The sequence below is a fragment of the uncultured Nitrospira sp. genome, assembly GCA_902500695.1.
In the GTDB taxonomy this organism is placed as follows: Bacteria; Nitrospirota; Nitrospiria; order Nitrospirales; family UBA8639; genus Nitrospira_E.
The window spans coordinates 2,155-23,211 of sequence record CABVRQ010000062.1 but is presented as its reverse complement, the minus strand read 5'-3'; the positions used below and the strand labels follow the sequence as shown (position 1 = coordinate 23,211).

Below are 21,057 nucleotides of genomic sequence, written 5' to 3'. Positions count from 1 at the left end.
ACAAGGGCGGGTAATCGTTCGGCACTGGGAAGGGCCTTCTCAGGATGCGGCGAAGCTTCCATGATATGAATGTAGAGATGATTGGCCAAGGGATGACTGGCAGATTGGTCTAAGACGGTCTCCAGCCTCGACACAATTTCCGGTGTCCAGGGTTGAGGCTCTCCTCCCCTGCTCCAAAAATTCCAGGGATGCAGATCCATCAGCGCTTCAGCTAACAAAGCGCCAATGGCCGGGTCATCCGGAAACTGCTGGGCGACAGCCCGCATCGCCTCGGCATAGGCCACGTCGAGGGGGGAGCGATCGGTCATCACCACTTTGGAGTAACGCATCGCCAGCGCCTGAATGAGCGCGCCTTCTTTTTCGGTGGCCTGATCCTTCAGCGCGACCGCCTTCTCCAGAGCTGCAAAGGCCTGAGGAACAACCGACGGATCCATCGGGGCATTGATATTCGGACCAAGCACCAACGCCTCACCCCAATAACACATGGCGCAGTTCGGATCGCGTCTTTGTGATTCCCTGAAAGACCTGGCTGCTTCGGCATGATTAAAGCCAAATGACAGGATGAGTCCTTGATCGAAATATCGCTGGGCCATTGCTCCATTGGAGGAGATCGGAAAATGATGTCTCCCTAAGCCCTCCTGAAGCAGAACAGGCTCTGCCAAGGCAGGACCATACAAGGCCGCAATCCCCAGAACCATGGACACCATGACCCGAATATGCGTGTTCATTGCATTCCTCCTCTTTTCACCATCCTAATACCCACACTTTTTACCATGGCCTTTCTTAGCGCAATTTCCCTTTTTGGCGCAACCCATTATTCCGGACATTGGCCATTCATATGTCTCTCAACAATACCATCCTGATGGCTCCCCATGTAGTCATCCCATCACTTTTCCGGTAGGCTATCCCGCGTAGACACCCGGCCAACACCTTTCCCTGGAGGACCAGACATGTTTGGAACGGACATCAGCATGGATTTAATCATTCAGTACGGATTGCAAGCCGCCAGCGCATTACTGATTCTTGCCATCGGAGCCTTCCTGGCCAAATCGGCTGGTCAGTACACTCATCGCTCCTTAGCAAAAATTGAGATGGATGCCCCTATCAGACTGCTCCTTGTACGAGTAATCAAGGGCATCATTTTTCTGTTCACCCTGCTGGTTGTGCTTCAACAATTCGGGATTCAGATTTTCCCCTTGATCGCCGGCCTCGGCGTCGCCGGCGTCGGTATCGGGTTGGCGTTACAAGGCGTGTTCCTCAACCTCTTTGCGGGACTGAGTATCATCTTCACCAAACCGTTTCGTGTTGGAGAATTTATCGATATCCTTGGCGAACATGGCGAAGTGCAAGCGATTGACATTTTCACCACCAAGTTACTTCATCTGGATCGTTCCATTGTCGTGATTCCCAATCGGAAGATCATTGGCGAAATCTTGCATAACTATGGGAAGATCCGCCAACTCGACCTGACCGTTGGCGTGGCCTATGCGACCGATTTGACCCAAGCCCAGGCTGCAGTGCGAAAGATCGTCTCGGCTAATCCACGCGTATTACAGGATCCGGCACCGGTCATTGGCATCGCCCTGTTGGGAGATTCGTCAATTAACCTATCCGTCAAACCATGGGTACCCATCCCGGATTATGTGCCAGCCCAAGCAGAACTCTATCAGACCATTGTGGAAGAGTTCCGAACTGCAGGAATTCAGATTCCCTTCCCACAGCGGGAGATCCTGATGCTCAAGGCAGAATAGGCCCCAAGACGACCAATCCGTTGAAACATTTACCATCAAAGAATGTGATTGCGTAAAAGACTGCCTTCTCGAGAAAGAGAAAGCCCAGAAAGGATTGCCTCGATGACGTACGTGTATTTATTCCTCGCTATTGTGGCGGAAGTCATTGCCACCAGTTCACTCAAAGCAGCCGAGGGGTTCACCAAATTAGGCCCAAGCCTGTTAGTCGTCATTGGATATGTCGCGGCATTTTTTCTCTTAAGCCTCGTGTTGCGAACCATGACGGTCGGCATCGCCTATGCGATCTGGTCGGGTGTCGGCATCATTCTCCTGGCGCTCGTGGGTGCAGTCGCCTTTCGGGAAATTCCAGATACACCGGCAGTGATTGGGATGGGACTGATTATCGCCGGAGTGATCGTGATTCATGTGTTTTCGCAAACCGTTCGAGTATAAGGCTCCCGCCCCCACCGCCATTCCAATTCCAGCATCACGTATTTCCGAATGGGGCATCCGGCATACAAGAAGTGATCGTTTCAGTTATCTCAAAATTGGGCTCTGCCAACATCATGGAATGGATCATACGACTCTCTATCCTTATGAGGTGGCCCATCATTCATATCATTTTTCTCGCTTTTTTTATGGGATGCTCGACGATTCCCACTACGTTCACTCCTTCAAAACCTATTTCTCCGGAGTCCTTTACCCATGAATCCTTTCATCAAGCACTCATCGCCCATGTCAAGAACGGCGTTGTGGACTATCCCCAACTAGCTCACGATTCACACTTCAAACGTTACCTTAAACGCCTTCAACACATCGCACCCCAGCAACTTCCGACTCCCAACCATCGTCTAGCCTTTTGGATTAACGTCTATAATGCCTTTGCCATGAAGGGCATTCTTGATGGATATTCTCCGGCAACCCTTACGGGACGGTACAGATTTTTTATTGGCCGGACATACGTGGTGGGTGAGGAATCCCTGAATTTGTATGACCTGGAACAGCATCTCTTGATTCCCGACTTCAAAGAGCCCCGTATACATTTTGCCATTGTCTGCGCCTCACAATCCTGTCCAAAACTGCAATCGGCAGCCTACACCCCCGATTCCCTTGATCAACAACTCACCGCAAGCGCACAAGAGTTTATCAACGATCCCACACGCAACCGGTTCGACCGACATCGCCACATCGCCTATCTTTCCAAAATCTTCGATTGGTTTTCTGAAGATTTCATCAAGCATTCAGGCTCATTGCCGGGCTATATCGCACAATTCGTGTCGGATCCGGGCTTGGCAAACGATTTACGCCACAACGCCTACACGATTGAATTTCTCGACTATGACTGGAGCCTGAATGGAGTCCCGCCTCTCTCCCAGAAATAAAATTTCCGGCGGTTCATTCCCAACTCGTTCTATCCCTGGTTCCACCTTTCTCATAAAATTCTGATTGGAACCTGTAACATCCAATCGCGCTTGGAGACTGCCTAATGAAAAAGCCTTTCCTGAGGTACAGGAACAATGCTCCTTTTCCTGCTGAGATGAGAAGCCTCTGAACAGAGATCCCATGCCCAGCTAAGCGTTGCAGACCTCAATAGCCTGGAGAACCCGTTGATATGCTTGTGAAACCAGGCGAAGATGTCCACCTGGCCCAATTACTCCAATTTATGGTCCTGGGGGAACAATTGGCCCACGATTGCGCAAAAGGCCAGGCCACCCTGGTCAGGGAACCAGGCATGCAACGATTTCTCGCCGGCCAGGCCAAGCAGGAGGGAAGACATGCGGTGGTCTTTCAATGGGCAATCCGATGGCTGGCTCCACGAGGTCCTCAATCTCTGATCATGTCCGGCCAGATGAACCAATACCGCCGGCTCATCATATCTGCCCTGACACGTGGAGATGTTGTGGAGTCTCTCCTGGCGGAACAAATTATTTTAGAGGGATTAGGCCAAGCCATTCTACAAAGACTGGAAACGGGCCTCCTCAAACGAGACGCCCCCTTTCGCAAATTGCGCCGGATACTCCTTCAACAGGAAGAGGCCCATCACGGCTTTGGACTTCGGACAATAAAGAGGCTGGTGGACGACAGTCATACGTCAATTGACCACATGCGGGATCTGGCTCCCCCTTACCTGGAATTGGGAAAGTCCATGCTGTTTTCGGCACAAGACTCTTTCCATTCGATTCAGGAAGATCCTCAGGAATATTGGAAGGACTTTCAACGCAGTCTTCCCGTATGGTTACAAGAACAGTATCAGGAAAATCCCTTCGAGCCGAACCATCTTCACGCGGCCCGGTAAACGGCACTCACGAAACATTCCGATGATTTGGGTCATCATTCCCACCTATAACGAGGAGAAGGCCTTACCGCGCACCATCCAGTCCGTGTTTTCCCAATCGACACCCTACCGGGTCATCGTGGTGGATGGAGGAAGTACCGACCGCACTCTTGAAATCCTCCAACAGCATTCACAAATTTCGTGGTGTATGGCGCCCAAAGGACGTGCATCACAAATGAATGCAGGCGCCCGATTCGTGATCCAGCAACAGGCCTCCGCCGATGATTGGCTCCTGTTTCTCCATGCAGACACTCAACTCCCTCGGAGTGCCTTCCAACATTTACACCACCTCGCTTCCGACCCTTCGTATCAAGCGGGGGGATTCCGCCATCGCTTCTCTGGAAAAGATTGGCGGTTACGAATGATTTCCTGGTTGGATAATCTCCGATGCACACATTCACATATCGTCTATGGAGATCAGGCCTTATTCGTGAGACAAGGCCTCTTTACTCAGTTGGGAGGATATCCCATGCAAGCCGTACTGGAGGATGTTGTGTTTGGCCAGACCCTCCTGACACGAACGACTCCACGGCTTTTGCCTTTGACGGTCATCACCGATTCCCGGAAATTTGTCAAAATGGGAATATGGCGAAGTTTTATTCGCGTCCTCATGATTATCCTGCATGTAGAATTTGGCCTACCCACATTTTCTCCTACGTTTTTCCGGGATGTCCGGTAAACCCCGTCCGCTTGTCTCATTCTGTGAATATCCATCATGGTGTGGTCGATATGAGGAATCTCCTTCGAGCAGAAACCAACACTCAAGAATTGCACACAATAAACACATTCTCCACTGAACGGCATGCTTCGATGGCAGTAGTCTCGTCGGGTTCCTGAAGAAATCCTCCAAAAAACCTCAAGAATTCAGGTGGCCCGCACCGATATATTTTCCATAAGAGATTGCATGATGAGCCATCACCACGAACCCATGCCTCATACGGAAGATTTGCCGAACTTCCTTCGGGAATTCGACGACAGCGATTTGCAGCGCTATACCTGTTTCTCCAGCGAATTCCGCGATCAACGGATGGAAGCGGGTTCAATGGCCGAGGCGGGGTTTTGGAATACCGTCGTGAACCTGTGTATTGATGAGCGAATGCGGCGGGACCAGGATATTAGGCGATTAGAATATATGTATCGAACCGGCGTAGATCCTGAACATCACTCCTGACCGGTTCGCGCACGTCACCTTCCCTCTTCCGGATTCTCTGTCTTCCAGGCCTCTATTCGCTGCCGGGCTTTTTCGGCAAATTCACTCTCAGGATGTTGGTGAATAATCTGCTCGTATAATTCCTGAGCATGGACGCGATTATGCTGTTGCTCCTCGAACTGGGCCGTCTCAAATAATTGCCGGGGATCTTCGCCGCAACCCCAAAGCATGAAACAGAACACACCAAGCCCGATCCACCGATAACAGACGTGAACGCTTGATAACATTTTCATCATCGACAATTTCTCCTCCAAGGAATGCGTCTCACACTAAGGAACGCGCAAAGAATGGCCGATACACATTCTCATGCGCGCTGTGACCAACATTCATCATTCACATCTCCAACTTCAGGAAGGCCGGTTGACTTATGCATGCTGAAGACGAACTGCTTGAATCGCTCAGAAGTTTTAACGATTGCGAAATTCGAGTGTATACCCGTTTTGCAACGGAATGGAGAGACCAACGGTTAACGGACGGGTCACAGGCTGAAGTCTCCTTTTGGAATTCCATGATTTCCATGCTGGTGGAAGAACGTCACCGCCGCAAAGAAGAAGTACAGCGCCTTGAGGCCATGTTTCAAACAGGCTGCGATCCCGGGTAAGAGACCCGGGTGCACGCCGACTCAAACCTTCACCAGGAATGCCCGGTTCCCTGGGGTCCCTGCTTAGCTCTCAACACGAAAGGCCCCTCTTCATATTCCCTTCCACCCGGGGACCTCACAGCCCAACGCCCTAACTGGCCTCAAGAACGGTTTCGTACAGCGCCTTCGTGCGTTTAGCAATTTTGTCCCAACCAAAGAGTTCTTCCGCCCTTCGTCTCCCGGCCTGCCCCATGGGCACCCGCAGTTCAGAATCTCGCATCAGTTGATTCAAACGATCGGCCAAATCCTGTGCAAACCGCTCAGGATCTTTCGGGCTAAAGGGAGCTTCTTCAAATTGATCAACCGGCACTAAAAATCCCGTCTCATCCTCCACCACGACTTCAGGAATTCCCCCGACGGCAGAAGCCACCACCGGCACTTCACAGGCCATGGCCTCTAAATTGATGATCCCGAAGGGTTCATAAATAGAAGGACAACAAAAAACCCCGGCATGAGAATACAACTCAATGAGACTCGGTTTGTCGAGAATATCCGGTATCCAATAAATATGTTTTCGATGGGCCGAAATCTGGTCAAGGGCCTCCTTCATCTCCGCCGCAATGGCCGGCGTATCAGGAGAGCTGGCGCATAGGACGACTGGAAACTCCTCATCTAAATAAGAGAGAGCTTGAATCAAATAGGTGATCCCCTTCTGCCGGGTCATCCTCCCCACGAATAAGACATAGGGTTGCCCAGTGGGGATCCCATATCGGATTAACACCTCTTGACTTTGGACCTTCCGAAACTCTTGAAGATCGATCCCGTTATGAATGACATGAATCCGCTCTTCCGGAACCTGAAACAATTTAAGAATGTCCTTCTTTGTTCCTTCGGAAACGGCAATAATGGCATCAGCCATCTCCAGGGCCGTCTTTTCAACCCACAGAGAAAAATCATACCCGCCGGCTAATTGCTCCCGTTTCCATGGCCGGAGGGGTTCCAATGAATGCGTGGTGATGACGAGTGGAATACCGTAATTGAGCTTGGCCATAATACCGCCCAAATGGGTATACCAGGTATGGCAATGAATCAGGTCCGCGCCCAGCCCATCGGCATTCATTTGCCAACAGCGCTGCACTGCGCCCAGGACCGAATGCAACGGCTTAGGAGCTGCAAACGGAGTCTCTCCTAAGGGAATCCCCTCGACCTTCAGATTGCCCTGCTCCAGATGTTGATCGCCAAAACAGCGGACTTCAACGGGAAGAAGATGCGATAATTCCCGACTCAAATACTCCACGTGAGCCCCGGCGCCACCATAGGTGTAAGGGGGAAATTCATTGGTGAACATCAAGGCTTTCATGGGCAATCACACTCCATTATGATCATAAAGACTTCCAGCAGCCTGCTACATTAAAAGAAAATCCATACGAAGTCACCTTCCTTTCCGAAAAAAGGTCAGGAGTAAAATGGAGGGACCTGGTCCGGACAACGCACGACCGGCCCCCCTAGGGACTTCCACCCTCACATGTCCCATTCCCAATCGCGGAGGAGAGAGCAAAGTGCGGGAGCCCAAAAACTCGAGACTCACTTGAGGTTTCAATGGAAGAAGACGCACAATGAACGATCCGACGAGCACGATATTGCCAAGCAGATCGGACAGCGATTACCGTGGAATAGCAAGAGGATACCTAGAGTTACAAACAGAAGAAGGGAATGACAAATATGGGCGAATTCCAGTACCAGAAATTATTTGAACATCAAGCAGATACGACCAGCTATCGAAAACTCACGTCGGACTATGTGTCCACCACGAACTGTGAAGGGCAGGAACTCGTCAAGGTCCAACCCGAGGCCCTGACACTCCTGGCTCGCGAGGCCATGGATGACATCGCCCACTTATTGCGACCAAGCCATCTCGCGCAGTTGGCCAAAATACTGGAAGACCCGGAGGCCTCCGAAAATGACCGGTTTGTCGCGATAGAACTACTCAAAAATGCCAACATCGCCTCTGCCCGCGTTCTGCCAGGCTGCCAGGATACCGGAACGGCCATCGCCATGGGATATAAGGGGCAACAGGTCTTCACCACCGGCGATGATGCTGAAGCCCTTTCCCGCGGGATTTTTGAAGCTTACGATACGCGCAACCTGCGGTATTCCCAGATGGCCCCACTCGACATGTACACGGAAAAAAATACCGGGACGAACCTTCCAGCTCAAATCGACCTCTATGCCAAGCCGGGATCGGAGTATCATTTTTTATTCATTGCCAAAGGCGGCGGCTCCGCGAATAAAACCTTTCTCTATCAAGAAACCAAAGCCCTCTTAAATCCCAAATCCCTGCTCGCGTTTGTGGCGGAAAAAATTCGGACCTTAGGCACCTCGGCCTGCCCGCCATATCATCTGGCCTTTGTCGTGGGTGGCCTATCTGCAGAATTCACATTGAAGACCGTGAAACTGGCCAGTTGTCATTACCTGGATGATCTGCCCACCTCAGGCAACAACCAGGGCCGCGCCTTTCGGGACCTCGACTTGGAGAAACAAATTCTTCAACTCTGCGCCGAGACCGGTATCGGTGCGCAATTCGGGGGAAAGTACTTCGCTCACGACGTGCGAGTCATCCGCTTGCCACGACACGGAGCCTCCTGCCCGGTCGGCTTGGGTGTATCCTGCTCGGCCGATCGACAAATCCTCGGAAAAATCACCAAGGAGGGCATCTTTCTGGAACAGCTCGAAACCAACCCCGCGAAATATCTACCCGATGTGACAGACGAAGACCTGGATGGACATGTCGTAAAAATCAACTTAAATCGGCCGATGGCAGACATTCTGGCAGAACTTCGCAAACATCCCGTGGCCACACGCCTCTCCCTCACCGGTCCCATCGTGGTTGCCAGGGATATCGCCCATGCCCGGCTGAAAGAACAGTTGGATGCCGGAAAAGGCTTGCCACAATACCTGAAAGATCATGTGGTCTATTATGCGGGACCCGCTAAAAAACCCAAAGGTCATGCCTCAGGCTCGTTCGGCCCCACCACAGCCGGACGCATGGATTCCTACGTCGATCAGTTTCAAGCCGCAGGCGGCAGTATGGTCATGCTGGCCAAAGGCAATCGCTCCAAGCAAGTGCGCGAAGCTTGCGGAAAGCATGGTGGGTTTTATCTGGGATCCATCGGCGGTCCCGCCGCGCGGCTGGCCGAACATAGTATTAAAAAAGTGGAAGTTCTCGAATTTGAGGATCTCGGGATGGAAGCGGTGTGGAAAATCGAAGTGGAAGATTTTCCCGCCTTCATCGTCATCAATCACGAAGGCAAGGACTTTTACGCTGACTTGGTGTCTCAACGTCCTCCGTCTCTGATTCAACCAGATGAACCAGCGAAAAAATAAAGGACAACAGAGAGGTAATACAAGTTCAGACCTCATCAGCACCATAGTTTTTTAAGATGGGAAAGGAGCAGTCTTACTCGGGAACCTTTCCATCCATGCCGGGGCTGTTCGGAAAAATTTTCGTCCAAAGATATGGGAACAATTAAAAAGGAGCAACCATATGAAAACCATACCAATAATCATTGGAATGTGCCTCCTATTGGGATTATCGGGCTGTGGAGGCAACAAGAAGGCAGAAATTCCCGATGAGCGTCTGACTGTGGGGAAAGTCCAGGGGGAAATTAAAACGGGAATGAGTGCGGCACAAGTGGCCGAAATTTTGGGATCTCCCAATATTGTGACGACAGATGACAAACGGCGGGAAGTGTGGATTTACGATAAGGTCTCTACCGACAGAGTTGACACGAGTTCATCCTCCTTCGGAACCATAATCATTCTTGGCGCAAATTCTAAAGACAGTTCCAGCTCATCCCGCCAGCGAACCCTCACCATTATCATTAAGTATGACGAAGAAAAAAAGGTGCGGGACTTTGCCTACAACTCGACGCAGTTCTGAACCCCCTGCCATGTCAAAAAAAATGAGATGGGTGGGATGGGGGACACTGCTGGCCCTTCTGGCCCTCAACAATGGCTGTACAACGCCGACCCAACCCGCAGAGCTCCTTCAACTGTCGCCTGAAAGTTCGCAAAACCGGGCGATGCAGATTCGTGTCTTTGAAACGTCAAATGAAAATGAACTCCTCTCCGCATCGGCTGCCGTCTTGCAGGATCTTGGGCTCCAGATCGAGGAAAGCGTACGTCAAATGGGATTTCTACGCGCGACCAAAGAACGAAGCGCCAGGGAATATGGGCAAGACTTCAGCCGGTTCTTTATGGGGCTCCTCTCCTTAGGGAACTTCAGGATGCCGGTAGATCTTCACCAAAAAATCGCGGCCGTCCTTATCGCCCGTCCCATCAACCAGGATGGCACAAAACACGAAGTGCGAATCATGTTCTACCGGGTGGTGTGGCAGGGAGACGGACAAGCCGATCGGCAGTATATTCCTCCAGGTGAACAAAAAATGGAGATGATCCGGGATCCGCTGATTTACCAGGAATTTTTTTTCAAACTATCCAAAGCCGTCTTTTTAGAAGCGTTCACCATTTGAGCGAGGACGTATGAAACACAAGCAAGCTGTCTGGATTGCACTTCTCTTAACCGGGGGATTATTACTCCAGGCATGTGCACCGCCACAACCCGGGCCGGATTTATTAGCACCAACCGCCGCGCAAATGAAACTGCGCAGCTATCAATCACGTTCCTTTGAGGCCACGGATCCTTCCCAAGCCATGCGCGGGGTGGTTGCGGCCCTCCAAGATCTCGGGTTCATCATCGAGCGCGCCAATGAACCCATGGGACTCGTCACTGCAGCCCGTTTTGCGGAACCCAATTATACTGATGTCATGGGAATAACGGTCACCGTGCGACCCCAGACCGAAGGACACATGATGATCCGGGCGAATGCCATCTACAACAACAAACCGATTGAGGACCCAAAAGTCTACCAGAATTTTTTCGCCACATTGGAGCGCTCTCTGTTTATTAACAAAGAATAGTCCGGAGTGGATATCCTCATGCATTGCGATCTGAAACATCTTGCGACGGCCCTACCTATCGGTTGCCTCCTCGCTGTAGGACTGCTTCTTCAGGGTTGCCTCACTCCATATGAGTCGCGACATGAAAATCAGTGGGATGCGCGGGAACAGATCTGGATGTCCGAAGCCAGTCAGGTCAAATTACGAGCGGCCCAAAGCCGCATATTTGACATGACCGATCGTGGAACCATACTCAAAGCCATCCTCTCCACGATGCAGGATCTGAATTTTCAGTTGGAGGTTCTTGACGAAGAACTCGGTATTGTGTCCGGCAAATACTTTGCGCCCCTTGAGCGATCCGACTATGGCTATGACCCCTTATACCACCTCTACGACGACCAGAGTCTTCTCGTTTTCAGCAAAACCTATCTCTCATGGGGACCGTTCTGGCACCGCAATGATTTAGTTCGGCTCACCGTCACGGTACGACCGCGAAACGAAAAACAATTGGTCGTGCGGGCAAGCGCTCAGTTTTATTTGCGGGCCGTCGAAGATCCGGAACCCTACCAGAAATTTTTCCGGTCACTGGAACAAGCATTATTTTTAGAGACCAAATTGGCACAAGAAAGCCAGGCGGTCCAACCAATCACTCCCTAACCCAACATCTAGGCTAAGATCACCAACCAGGTTTCGATTTAGACACAACCCTATTAACCCCCTGCTCCTTACCCATTTGGGAGAAGCAACCCTATTCAGGAACCTTTCATCAACAACCCCATGGGAAAATCATGAGAGCTTACCCCTATCGAGGCTGGAAAGTTTTCGAAATTCTGAACGAATCACTCTTGAAAAAGAACCGTTTAAAACCTGACCACTCATGTGTGTGTATTATGTACTGAAGGATTGATGGCGAGAAAATCTGTCACGATCACAATCGTCTGATTGTTGCGGCTTATCCGGTTGGTTCGTACCCGGCCTCTTGTAAGCAGCGGTTCACAAAATTTTGATAGGCGGGGTTGGGCTCGGAACTGCCGGCTCCCCATAGCCATCGAAATGGGAATGCAGCAGCGGGAGAACTTGCAGTACCCGCCTTTCACTGGTGACCGCTGCTCACCAGATCACCGGTTTCGTTGTCGGCCTTGAGAGGCTGACACGAGTTCAAATTCAAATCTGTTCCTGCGTCGCAGGACTTCCCTTCAACGCAGCCAGCATCCCTCTTACAAACGCAGCGTTCCCTGAGACCCTCCATATCGCTGTACTGGCATCCTTGGTACACATCGTTGACATAGCAGGTGCCGCCCATGGCGACCGAACTGCCTTGACCCGCTCTTGCATTGGTGGCTCCCGCCGGGCACATCGCACGTCTTGTTATCAGCTATTCGGAACATGCATCGGTTGGTCGACAGACAGTAAAAATTGAGAATATGTATTTGCATGACCATGAAATTCCGAGTGAGGCCAAACAAGGGCTGAAACGGCTCTTGGCATTCTCCACTATCAGTTGCCCATATCAGACACACATTGACAAACACCGCATACGGAATATTTTACCCCGTTACCAATAGCCGAAGTGGCAAAACCCTTAGGGTTACTGTCCACTTAAAAGTTGGCTTGAGGTGTTCAGATTAAGGGGACCACCAGGGAACTTGATTTTTCTATTGAAAAAGTTACAGTATGAGGGATTTTTATGCGGTAAGAAATTATACGAGAAATAATAAAATCCAGCAATTACCCCCCTGAATACCTTACTTAATTAGGGGCATGTCGTCTTGGAAAGGAATGCAAAATTGTTAAGAAAATTTTCTAAATTATTTCCTGCAACACTTAGAGCACAGGTATGGGAAACCCTCGCGAAAACAGTGAGGGAAATTGACTTCAAAAGCGCAGAAAAAATTGAGGAAAGCCTTCCTAAAATGGACTTAACAATGAAGCAGATGATGAATTTGAAGGTATTGACTGATAAGCCGACACTTCTAAACTTTTTACCCAAGCATTCCATTGTTGGTGAAGTGGGTGTTTCACGAGGGAAATACTCTGAAAAGATTTTAGCCGTAACACAGCCCAAAAAACTGTACTTAATTGATTCATGGGGTAATGAATTCTACAAGTCTCACAAGAAAATAGTAGAAGACCTCTTCAAGAAGGAACTCAGCTCAGGAGAGGTGATGATCTGTCAGGGAATTTCCACCGTAGAACTTGAAAAGTTTGAAGACGGATTGTTTGATTGGGTTTATTTAGATTCAGATCATGGATATAAAAATGTCGCGAAAGAATTAGAGATTTGTCGAAAAAAAGTTAAAACGGGCGGTATTATAGCTGGGCATGATTATGTAACGGGTCAATGGCTTAAAAGAGAACGGTACGGAGTGGTTGAAGCTGTTAACGAATTTTGCAACAAGTACAATTGGGAAATGATTTATTTAACGAATGAACATCATCGAAACCTTAGTTATGCTCTCCGGGAAATTACTTCCTAAAAAGCCAGAGGATCTCACGTGTATTCTCAAATTGAAATGTCATGTTCTGACAGGATGAAACACAAAAGTATTCCTAAACCGTTTCAATGCGATGTAACCCACATGAGCCGGAGGCACTGAAGGACAGAAGAATTTTGAAAGAAAAGACGGGAGATGGGTTCGTCACTCCCTCACGAAGGCATAGATTTTTACGCCGACCCGACCACCAGGAAATCTTCCGGCTTCATCCAAGTCGGCGATTCAGGGGAAAGGTAAGACTTCCTGAGAAGCCTGGGCTCTGACCGTCATCGACGCAGTTCACAGAAGAAAGTCGATACGCCCCTTGCGCTTTCTTCTTCCGGGGAGGATGGCTCCTTCCAGCAGCGCTTTGGTAAGGGTATAGATTTCATGGTCTTCGCTGGCTCTGGACCCGGCCACATTCAGGATGACCGGATGAAGATCTCGTAACCACTGGCACAATTGGAGCACGACCTGTTCAACCGATTCTCCAAGGAGATCGACATGAAGAATAGGCTTCCCGAGGCGCATAGCGGCTTCAACCGTGCATTCCAACCCTCCGGTCGGTGCCCCACGGGTGATGAGTAACGTAGCATCTGAGTCCCGCACATTATGCGCAGTCCGGATCCCCGGATCGTCGGATTCTGTCTCGACGAGGTTCGGGTAACGTGCGGGAATGACGCCGTATTCCGCCATCCGCCCATTCGGAACCCACCCGCCGCATTCAATGCCTGCGTTTAGCGCGAAATCAAGAGCCGCCCGGTCAGCCCCCGTTTGTCCGCCGGAGACAATTCGACTCACCATAACAATGGATTTTTTCCGCCGGTTAGAGTCTGCGACTGAGCAGGGTATATACAAAACCTGTCGATTCCAAGAGAGAATTCTGCAGAACGGACTCAATAGACACATTTTGCTATAAATCCGTTTTCGGGACATACTCCGTTCCGGGCCAAGCCCCTTCGAACTCAACTGCCTGCGGTTCATCCGTAAAATTTTCCCATACGATGCCATTGACGTCTGTGGATTGCGTAAATGCAGTTGCGGTGGAATCTTCCAACCTTAAATGGCGAAGTTCCCCTGACCGACATGAAGGATCTCGCCGGAGTGGTCGAGGATTTCGACCTGACCTGAGTTGATGACATGGAATTTCGAGTTGCGCTCACCGACGGCAAAAAGCTCCTCTCCGTCCCGATACAACTTTGGCGTGGCGGCGGCACAACGACTGAGCTCGCCGATTTGGAATTCGTCGAGGGTTGGAAAGGCGATAGATTGAAGGTCGGTTATGGCCATACTCTTCTCCTTTTGTCCACATTATTTATGGCAGTTCAATTGTGAGAGAGAACCATGACTCAGGTTGTATTGTTCGTAGCGTCCGATCTTCAGGACAACCAGGCTCACTCGGCCAGAAGACCGGTGGGGGCGACCACAGTGTGCGCCTCAAGCGGAAAGTTCCGTTCCCGCCAGGCGTTGATACCTCCGGCAAGAGGTCGGACTTTAGTAATGCCGTTCCGTCGCAACAATAACGCCATTTGGGCGGCAGTCGCCTCGTTCGGGCAGGCACAGAACAGAATCACATCACGGTGTCGCGGGATATCGGAATGCCGCTTTTCTATCTCCTCTGCGGTCATGCGGAGAGCGCCAGGAATCGTAAATGGATCCGCTTCGTGATCCAATGCCCCCCGCAGGTCCACCACAAAAACGTCATGGCCGTTATCCATCATCCCTTTCAGCTCGTCCACCGTCATGCGGGCCATCCGCAACTCACGCAAGACCCATTGCCGGTGGGCAAACTTATACGCAATGTAGGCCACGAGACCGATGCCCAGCGCCACCAGGAAGAACAGACCCGCACGGGATTGTTGCGCGGCAATAGCTTCGATCTCGTCGCTGAAGACATACCCCGGCAATACAAACGTCAGCGCCCAGAGCCCCGCGCCCAATCCGTCATAGCCCAGGAAACGAGGGAATCTGACTCCAAAAAGACCGGCCATCGCCGGCGCGAGCGTGCTCAAACCAGGAAGAAATTTGGCGAGAATCAGCGCGCGAATCCCGTGACGGGTGAAAAAATTCTCGGTCCGTCTCACGCAAAAGTCAGGTTCCAACGAAATGCGGCAAAGAAGGCTGAGGGCCTGCCGTCCTCGACGCCGCCCCAACTCGTACCAGACCACGTCGCCAGCCAGACAGGCCGCAATCGAAAGGAGAATTGCGACACTGAGATCCATCTGTCCGGCACCCGCCAGCGCGCCAGCTGCCAATAACACCGGAATGGCCGGAATCGGAAGGCCGATTTGTTCGGCAAAGACGATGGCAAACAAGACAATCCCGCCATACTCCGACACGAATGCGCTGATTTCGTTCACCTTGTCTCCTACGCGATGAGCCACAGGCCCAACAGATTAGGGAGAAACTCAATACACCCGGTCATAGCATTCGATTGTTCAATTCCATATTCAAATGACTCCAACGCCATCCTTGAAGGACCGCTCCCAATCCAGACTGAACCCCCATGGTCCCCGTGCGCGACCCGTTCAAAGCGCAATGGTCACACGCAAAAATGTTGCAGAAATGGAGGTGGAACCTTTGCGCAGGCTGGTATTTTGGGTGTGGAACAACTCTTCCAATTCCTGATGGAGGTCAGCGGCCCGGCCGTTCTTTTCGGCGGCTTCGAAGGCATTCATGGTTGGGCCGTAGTATTTTCTGAAGTCATCGACAAATGCTGAGGGGGCACCTGGATGATTGAACGTAAACGTGTCCCGTGTGAAGGATATGTTCTCGACCGGAATTCCCGCACCCGCAAATCGCTCAACCACGTGGCTCTCGACTCCCCACGTCATCGGGCTGATGAATCCCTCAGGCGGAGGCGGCGTGTAGCTTGAGCTGATCTTCAAAATCTGCGCGACCAACGTCGGATCATTCGGAATCCAGTTTCCCATCACGATCCGGCCACCCGGCCGGGTCACCCGCACTTGCTCCTTGGCCACCGCAAACGGATTGGGTGCAAACATCGCCCCAAAGATACTCAGGACGAGGTCAAACGCCTGATCCGGCAACTGGTGCAATTCGGACGCATCGCCTTCCTGAAACGCGCAGTTAGCGAGGCCATGCTCCCTGGCCCGCGTATTCCCTGCCTCGACCAGATTGCTCGCGATATCGACTCCCAACACCTCGGCTCCAAGTTTTGCCGCAGGCAATGCGGTTGTGCCATCGCCGCATCCGAGGTCCAAAACCTTGAGCCCTTTAGTAATGCCGATTCGCTGAACGAGCGCCTCTCCGCTTTCCCGCATGGTGGCGGCAATACGCGTAAAGTCACCTTTTTCCCAAAGGGCTCTGTTTGGATTCATGGCAGTATTCCTTATGAAAGGATGGCTCGGATCATGGGGCTGCATACAGGTTCACTCTCATTAATTCCAGGGTGTCCGTATGCCCTGGCGTATAAATTCCAGCTTTGATCGTTCTTTCGTCATGAAACTGATGGCATCATAATCCTGCAGGAGTTGCCATACGTGTGAATCCTAATCAAGAGCAACGTTTGCGGAAGACCCAAGCCACGCCCGTCCTCTGTCAATACACCACGGAAGGCAGAAAAGCCCCGTCGGGTTCGTGATACAAACCCATACTCATGAGAGTCATGGGCTGAACCACCCGCAGGCCCTTCTCCAAACACCAGCGAAGCAGGTCAGCATTGCGCGTTGGAAGCAGGAATCCCGGCCCGGGAAAACCGGGAGCCGCACCAATGAGCGCTTTCAGGTCTTCATTGTCCCCGGCGACCGCATGGCCGAAAAAACCAACCAGAGTGGCATATCCGGTAATGCGACCCTCGCGTTCGACCACAGTGGCCGTCTGTTGTGTGATGGCGTCCAGTAATTCGGCTTTCCGGTCGTGGCCGTGGACCTGAATACACAACCGATTGCAACCCGGCAAATCCTCTTCGACCGCCGGACGGACGGCGTGGCCGGGTATCGCCAGACCAAGGGCCGGCCCTTGAATCGTGGAAAGCGGTTCACGGGCATTGAACCCCAGCTTGGTGTAGAGAGACAGTGAACGATTATGATACGCCGCCTGCACTAACCGGGTTCCGGCGAAACGAATCTCCTGCGCCCGCCCCAATACATGCTCCATCAGACGTCTGCCCACGGTCCCATTTTGAACCGCCGGGTCCACGGTGATCGGACCGACACCGGCAATGACGGTATTCTCCCAAAGGAAGTTGCTCCCCACGATTCGTCCGTTCACTTCAGCCACAACTGAATGAAGGTCAGGACGCGAGAACAGGTGAGAAAATAATTGGACAGCGATATCGGGAGCAGGAAAATCTGGAGGAAAATGATGTTGTTCGGCTATGGCCTTAAACGCTTCATAGCAGATCGAGCCGCACGTTTCGGCATCGGAAGGGCCACCATTTCGTAAGGTGATGTCCATAGGTCCTGTTGCCTCCTGGAAGTGTTGCTAACATAGCAGGATCGCTCAGACAATTCACACCTAGAGTCAATGGCGATGGCGCCTCACGCAGGTTCATTGCCCTTTACTTGAGGGCGAGTGGCCCTGTTGCCTCTTCCATTCATCAGTCAGAAGTCCGGAGAACCCCCAGTCCTCCTCATTGATCTCCTGAATCACAACATGGATGTGCTCAGGATTTTTCCCCAATACACGAACCAGGGAATCGGTCACGTCTTTGACCAATTCGGCCTTCTGCTCTCTGGAGGCCCCCGTCGTAATCTGAATATTCACGTATGGCATGTCGTGGTCTCCCATGAGTTCAGAGTGGCAGGTAGGCTAATGTTACGGTTCAGCGAATCACGCCTTGGCGTCCTCCGCTCATACCTCCAGCCAACAAAATCAGCTACCCTCAAAGATGCGTGTTTCTCTTTGATGTCGATCCTGGACCGGATCTTTTATGGCGTCAACAGACTTCAACCATTGCACATAGTCTTCAGGAAGACCGTATTCGATGGCTCCTTCGACCACGTACCGTTTGTACCACTCATAGGGCCTGACCTCCTCATCAATCACTGTTGCATAGTAGGTGACAGCTAAGACAAGATCAGATGTGGTGATCACCTCCACTGTTTTTTCTTCATAACCAAAATGCAATCCCTCGACGGTATCCAGCCTTTCTTTTTCAGACTCAGAAATTTCAAACAGCACGCCATGCACCTGATGATCCGGTTCTCCCGTGAAAAAAACATCGCACTTCCCTGATCCATCCCAGCTTTTCTTATGCCATCGCAATTGATGCTCCCTGACAGAGCCGACCCCGATTGGCTGCGCCGAGGGCGTTCGCTCACGGAGCCTCTTAGAGCACATATTAGACCCATAAGCAAAATAGGAAAATTTTTGTGGCATGGAACTGATTCTATATTGAACGAGCTATTCGATGAGCCTGCACCCTCACCCCACCCTCTCCCCGGGGAGGCAAGGGAGTTTTGATTGCATCTAAACCATACTGTTGCTTCACGCAAGCGATTGGAGGGCAGCGACAGGCGCGGGATCCGTTCAGTGTCGAGGCATAGGGACAGTTGTTGGATCGCCTTGGGTCGCTCGGGAATGTTTCTTAAAAAACTCCCAAATCACTTCTGCCCCATTGATGTCCAAACACTTGCGGCCAACTAAGCGTGGCCGATCCGGAGTATTGCCGCCAGGAAGATTGTGACCGCCGCCTTTCATCGCGTATAAAATGACTTCTAGTGATTCGCCCTCCTTATTGTAAGCCACGACCTCCACTCTGCATCCGTCGGATGGGACAGTATCAGGCAGCATGCGCCTGCTTGGCGATGACGGCAGGCCTGCACGATCCACCCAGTACTGGACCGTCTGTTCAGTGGAGAGCACTTCCCCGTAATCTTTGCCCAAGACATGTACTGGGCCTCCATCCCACGGCACCAGTGGATCGTCGGTCCCATTCATCATCAAAACAGATAACGGCTGAACGGGTCGTTTCCCGGAAAGACGGACCGGAAGGTTAGCAATCCCGGATGCGACGGCAGCCAGCTTCGCCCCAAGCTCAATACCGATGCGTAAGGTCATCATGCCGCCATTGGACAGACCCATCACATAGATCCGGTCTGGATCAGCCTGACCTTCGTTCACAAGGAGGTCAATGATGGAGGAGATAAACCCGACGTCATCGACACCGGTGTTGTCCTTGGCACGGCGAAAGGTTTTGCCCCGGCCATCGTTCCATTGCCCATCAATGCCGGCGGGATAGACGACCAGAAACCCCTCCCGGTCGGCGATGCTATTCAACCCTGTCCGGTGCGCCATGGTCTTGGCATCTGATCCACCGCCACCATGAAGGACAAACACCAGGGGCTGTGGCACATCAGACAACACACCATTGGGAAAATGAAGGAAATAGGTCCGCTCAAGACCGCCATGAGTCAGGGTTTTATGAAGAAGATCGGGATTAACCGTAGCCCCGGCGCCTGCCGCGAACCCGAACATCATCAGGCAGACAATGATCCATGCAACAGTTTTACGGTGCCGGGTCATGATTTTTTCTTTTCCCTCTGAGATTTCTTCACCGGCTTCTGTGCGCGAACGGCTGCCTCATACGATCGAACAGCCCAGCCCTTCGCTTCTCCTGGATCGTCAAAAATTTCCTCTGGTGCCATGTAGTACGACATCTTGAAGGACTTCCCCTGTTTTTCGTAGCTGAATTGCTCCAACTCCCGTTCAACAAAGAATGGGGACACCGTCTCATCGGCCTTGAGATACAACACATCATCCGCCACCAGGCCAAACATCAACCCCTTATGAAAGAGGCCGTAACCACCAAACATCCGTCGGGGATGAATGGGTCCGAACTCCTCGAACACCTCTTTCAGAAATTCAACGTATTCGCTCATAGGATCGTTCAGGCCAATTGGGAAAACCTCACCCTACAACATTCTAATAAATGAGTGGCCACAAATCTTTCACAACCCATTGCTTGCCCTTTAAGATTCATGACCTCCTTGAGATAGCTCTCTGGGAGCAGCGGTTTCTCAAACCACCCCTTGCACTCGTATCAAAGTAGAGATTAGGATGAATCCAATAACTGCCACGTTATCTTCTCAGCTCCCCCCTTGTAAGTTCTGTTTGCAAACGTTCGATCCGGACGTGCCCCGTTCATCGTGACAGGGAAAACCACATATCCACAATCAACTCAGTTTCATTGTTTCACGCATGTCCATCTTTAATCAGGAGGTATCATGATGTCAGCCATGGAAATCGGAAAAGAGCTTGTCAAACTGTGTCAGCAAGGAAAGAACCCAGAGGCCATCGATAAATTGTATAGCCCCAACATTGTGAGTGTTGAGGCAGCGGCCATGCCGAACATCGGGCAAACCCAACAGGGCATTGAGGCGATTAAAGGCAAGAACACCTGGTGGATGGAAAACCATGAAGTTCATGGAGGCGAGGTGAAGGGACCGTACCCAAACGGTGACCAGTTCATTGCCCATTTTACCTACGACGTGACGCCCAAGCACACTGGCAAGCGTATGACTATGGATGAAATGGGTCTCTACACCGTCGAGAATGGCAAAATTACGAAAGAACAATTTTTCTACTCGATGGGCGAATGTAGCTAAAAAAAGATGTGACTCAAGAGCGGTTCAGAACTCTTGCAATAATCTCCCCGCGCCCGTCAACGGTCCTACGAATCCGTTTTCCCGTAGCGCGTACCAGAAGGTCACCGCGTTGATCCCCAGGATCGGAATTCCGATAACCGGCTCCAACTTCTCCGTCACATCAAGTAGGCTCATATTCGTTCCACACTGGACGATGGC

At 51.4% G+C, this 21,057-nt stretch carries 25 protein-coding genes and 1 pseudogene; 14 read left to right on the top strand and 12 right to left on the bottom strand.

Annotated elements, in window-relative coordinates; translation table 11 throughout:
- A pseudogene (locus AAH187_RS14355) lies at positions 1–728 on the bottom strand (hypothetical protein); the annotation flags it as partial.
- A 222-nt stretch (positions 729–950) separates the two neighbouring features.
- Between AAH187_RS14355 and AAH187_RS14350 the strand changes: the two are divergent.
- The 6 genes from AAH187_RS14350 (at position 951) to AAH187_RS14325 (ending at position 5,236) form a co-directional block, all read left to right on the top strand.
- Complete coding sequence (locus AAH187_RS14350) at positions 951–1,751, top strand: mechanosensitive ion channel family protein (protein ID WP_342349153.1); 801 nt, start codon at positions 951–953, stop codon at positions 1,749–1,751.
- Positions 1,752–1,853: 102 nt separating this feature from the next.
- Positions 1,854–2,183: a multidrug efflux SMR transporter gene (locus AAH187_RS14345; RefSeq protein WP_342349152.1), complete on the top strand. Its 330-nt coding sequence runs from the start codon at positions 1,854–1,856 to the stop codon at positions 2,181–2,183.
- 143 nt (positions 2,184–2,326) lie between these two features.
- Complete coding sequence (locus AAH187_RS14340) at positions 2,327–3,112, top strand: DUF547 domain-containing protein (protein ID WP_342349151.1); 786 nt, start codon at positions 2,327–2,329, stop codon at positions 3,110–3,112.
- 230 nt (positions 3,113–3,342) lie between these two features.
- Positions 3,343–4,026 (top strand): hypothetical protein, encoded by a 684-nt coding sequence (locus AAH187_RS14335; protein WP_342349150.1) that lies wholly within the window; start codon positions 3,343–3,345, stop codon positions 4,024–4,026.
- Positions 4,027–4,048: 22 nt separating this feature from the next.
- Positions 4,049–4,744, top strand: a complete 696-nt coding sequence (locus AAH187_RS14330; RefSeq protein ID WP_342349149.1) for a TIGR04283 family arsenosugar biosynthesis glycosyltransferase — start codon at positions 4,049–4,051, stop codon at positions 4,742–4,744.
- 225 nt (positions 4,745–4,969) lie between these two features.
- Positions 4,970–5,236, top strand: a complete 267-nt coding sequence (locus AAH187_RS14325) for a hypothetical protein (RefSeq protein ID WP_342349148.1) — start codon at positions 4,970–4,972, stop codon at positions 5,234–5,236.
- A 14-nt stretch (positions 5,237–5,250) separates the two neighbouring features.
- Here AAH187_RS14325 and AAH187_RS14320 read toward each other — a convergent pair whose 3' ends face one another.
- Positions 5,251–5,511 carry a hypothetical protein gene (locus AAH187_RS14320; protein WP_342349147.1) on the bottom strand — a complete coding sequence of 87 codons (261 nt, stop codon included), beginning with the start codon at positions 5,509–5,511 and terminating at the stop codon, positions 5,251–5,253.
- Between the two features lie 131 nt (positions 5,512–5,642).
- Between AAH187_RS14320 and AAH187_RS14315 the strand changes: the two genes are divergently transcribed.
- Positions 5,643–5,876 carry a hypothetical protein gene (locus AAH187_RS14315; protein WP_342349146.1) on the top strand — a complete coding sequence of 78 codons (234 nt, stop codon included), beginning with the start codon at positions 5,643–5,645 and terminating at the stop codon, positions 5,874–5,876.
- 130 nt (positions 5,877–6,006) lie between these two features.
- Here the strand turns inward: AAH187_RS14315 and glgA are convergent, their stop codons facing one another.
- Positions 6,007–7,215 (bottom strand): glycogen synthase, encoded by a 1,209-nt coding sequence (glgA, locus tag AAH187_RS14310; protein ID WP_342349145.1) that lies wholly within the window; start codon positions 7,213–7,215, stop codon positions 6,007–6,009.
- A gap of 353 nt (positions 7,216–7,568) precedes the next feature.
- Between glgA and AAH187_RS14305 the strand changes: the two genes are divergently transcribed.
- The 6 genes from AAH187_RS14305 to AAH187_RS14280 all read left to right on the top strand — a co-directional run bounded on the left by AAH187_RS14305 (position 7,569) and on the right by AAH187_RS14280 (position 13,291).
- Positions 7,569–9,239: a fumarate hydratase gene (locus tag AAH187_RS14305; protein WP_342349144.1), complete on the top strand. Its 1,671-nt coding sequence runs from the start codon at positions 7,569–7,571 to the stop codon at positions 9,237–9,239.
- A 160-nt stretch (positions 9,240–9,399) separates the two neighbouring features.
- Positions 9,400–9,795: an outer membrane protein assembly factor BamE gene (gene bamE / locus AAH187_RS14300; protein WP_342349143.1), complete on the top strand. Its 396-nt coding sequence runs from the start codon at positions 9,400–9,402 to the stop codon at positions 9,793–9,795.
- 10 nt (positions 9,796–9,805) lie between these two features.
- Positions 9,806–10,387: a hypothetical protein gene (locus tag AAH187_RS14295; RefSeq protein ID WP_342349142.1), complete on the top strand. Its 582-nt coding sequence runs from the start codon at positions 9,806–9,808 to the stop codon at positions 10,385–10,387.
- Positions 10,388–10,397: 10 nt separating this feature from the next.
- The gene (locus AAH187_RS14290; protein ID WP_342349141.1) at positions 10,398–10,835 is read left to right on the top strand and encodes a hypothetical protein; all 438 of its coding nucleotides are present in this window, start codon (positions 10,398–10,400) and stop codon (positions 10,833–10,835) included.
- Positions 10,836–10,853: 18 nt separating this feature from the next.
- Positions 10,854–11,471 (top strand): hypothetical protein, encoded by a 618-nt coding sequence (locus AAH187_RS14285; protein ID WP_342349140.1) that lies wholly within the window; start codon positions 10,854–10,856, stop codon positions 11,469–11,471.
- 1,130 nt (positions 11,472–12,601) lie between these two features.
- Positions 12,602–13,291, top strand: coding sequence for a class I SAM-dependent methyltransferase (locus tag AAH187_RS14280; protein WP_342349139.1), 690 nt, complete (start codon positions 12,602–12,604; stop codon positions 13,289–13,291).
- A gap of 297 nt (positions 13,292–13,588) precedes the next feature.
- Here AAH187_RS14280 and AAH187_RS14275 read toward each other — a convergent pair whose 3' ends face one another.
- From AAH187_RS14275 to AAH187_RS14235, 9 genes are all read right to left on the bottom strand, one after another.
- A complete protein-coding gene (locus tag AAH187_RS14275; RefSeq protein ID WP_342349138.1) occupies positions 13,589–14,092 on the bottom strand; it encodes a putative molybdenum carrier protein in 504 nt (167 codons plus the stop codon).
- Between the two features lie 255 nt (positions 14,093–14,347).
- Positions 14,348–14,578: a hypothetical protein gene (locus tag AAH187_RS14270; protein WP_342349137.1), complete on the bottom strand. Its 231-nt coding sequence runs from the start codon at positions 14,576–14,578 to the stop codon at positions 14,348–14,350.
- Positions 14,579–14,682: 104 nt separating this feature from the next.
- Complete coding sequence (locus tag AAH187_RS14265; RefSeq protein ID WP_342349136.1) at positions 14,683–15,648, bottom strand: VTT domain-containing protein; 966 nt, start codon at positions 15,646–15,648, stop codon at positions 14,683–14,685.
- Between the two features lie 168 nt (positions 15,649–15,816).
- The gene (locus AAH187_RS14260; RefSeq protein WP_342349135.1) at positions 15,817–16,629 is read right to left on the bottom strand and encodes a methyltransferase domain-containing protein; all 813 of its coding nucleotides are present in this window, start codon (positions 16,627–16,629) and stop codon (positions 15,817–15,819) included.
- Positions 16,630–16,849: 220 nt separating this feature from the next.
- A complete protein-coding gene (locus AAH187_RS14255; protein WP_342349134.1) occupies positions 16,850–17,707 on the bottom strand; it encodes a GNAT family N-acetyltransferase in 858 nt (285 codons plus the stop codon).
- Positions 17,708–17,800: 93 nt separating this feature from the next.
- On the bottom strand, positions 17,801–18,025 hold the full coding sequence (locus AAH187_RS14250) for a 4-oxalocrotonate tautomerase family protein (protein WP_342349133.1): 225 nt from the start codon (positions 18,023–18,025) through the stop codon (positions 17,801–17,803).
- Positions 18,026–18,124: 99 nt separating this feature from the next.
- Positions 18,125–18,631, bottom strand: a complete 507-nt coding sequence (locus tag AAH187_RS14245; protein ID WP_342349132.1) for a gamma-glutamylcyclotransferase family protein — start codon at positions 18,629–18,631, stop codon at positions 18,125–18,127.
- A 150-nt stretch (positions 18,632–18,781) separates the two neighbouring features.
- Positions 18,782–19,777 (bottom strand): PHB depolymerase family esterase, encoded by a 996-nt coding sequence (locus AAH187_RS14240; protein WP_342349131.1) that lies wholly within the window; start codon positions 19,775–19,777, stop codon positions 18,782–18,784.
- Complete coding sequence (locus AAH187_RS14235) at positions 19,774–20,133, bottom strand: TfoX/Sxy family protein (RefSeq protein ID WP_342349130.1); 360 nt, start codon at positions 20,131–20,133, stop codon at positions 19,774–19,776. Before AAH187_RS14235 ends, AAH187_RS14240 begins: the two co-directional genes overlap by 4 nt.
- Positions 20,134–20,478: 345 nt before the next feature.
- Between AAH187_RS14235 and AAH187_RS14230 the strand changes: the two genes are divergently transcribed.
- Positions 20,479–20,859 carry a nuclear transport factor 2 family protein gene (locus AAH187_RS14230; RefSeq protein ID WP_342349129.1) on the top strand — a complete coding sequence of 127 codons (381 nt, stop codon included), beginning with the start codon at positions 20,479–20,481 and terminating at the stop codon, positions 20,857–20,859.
- Positions 20,860–21,057 lie beyond the last annotated feature (198 nt).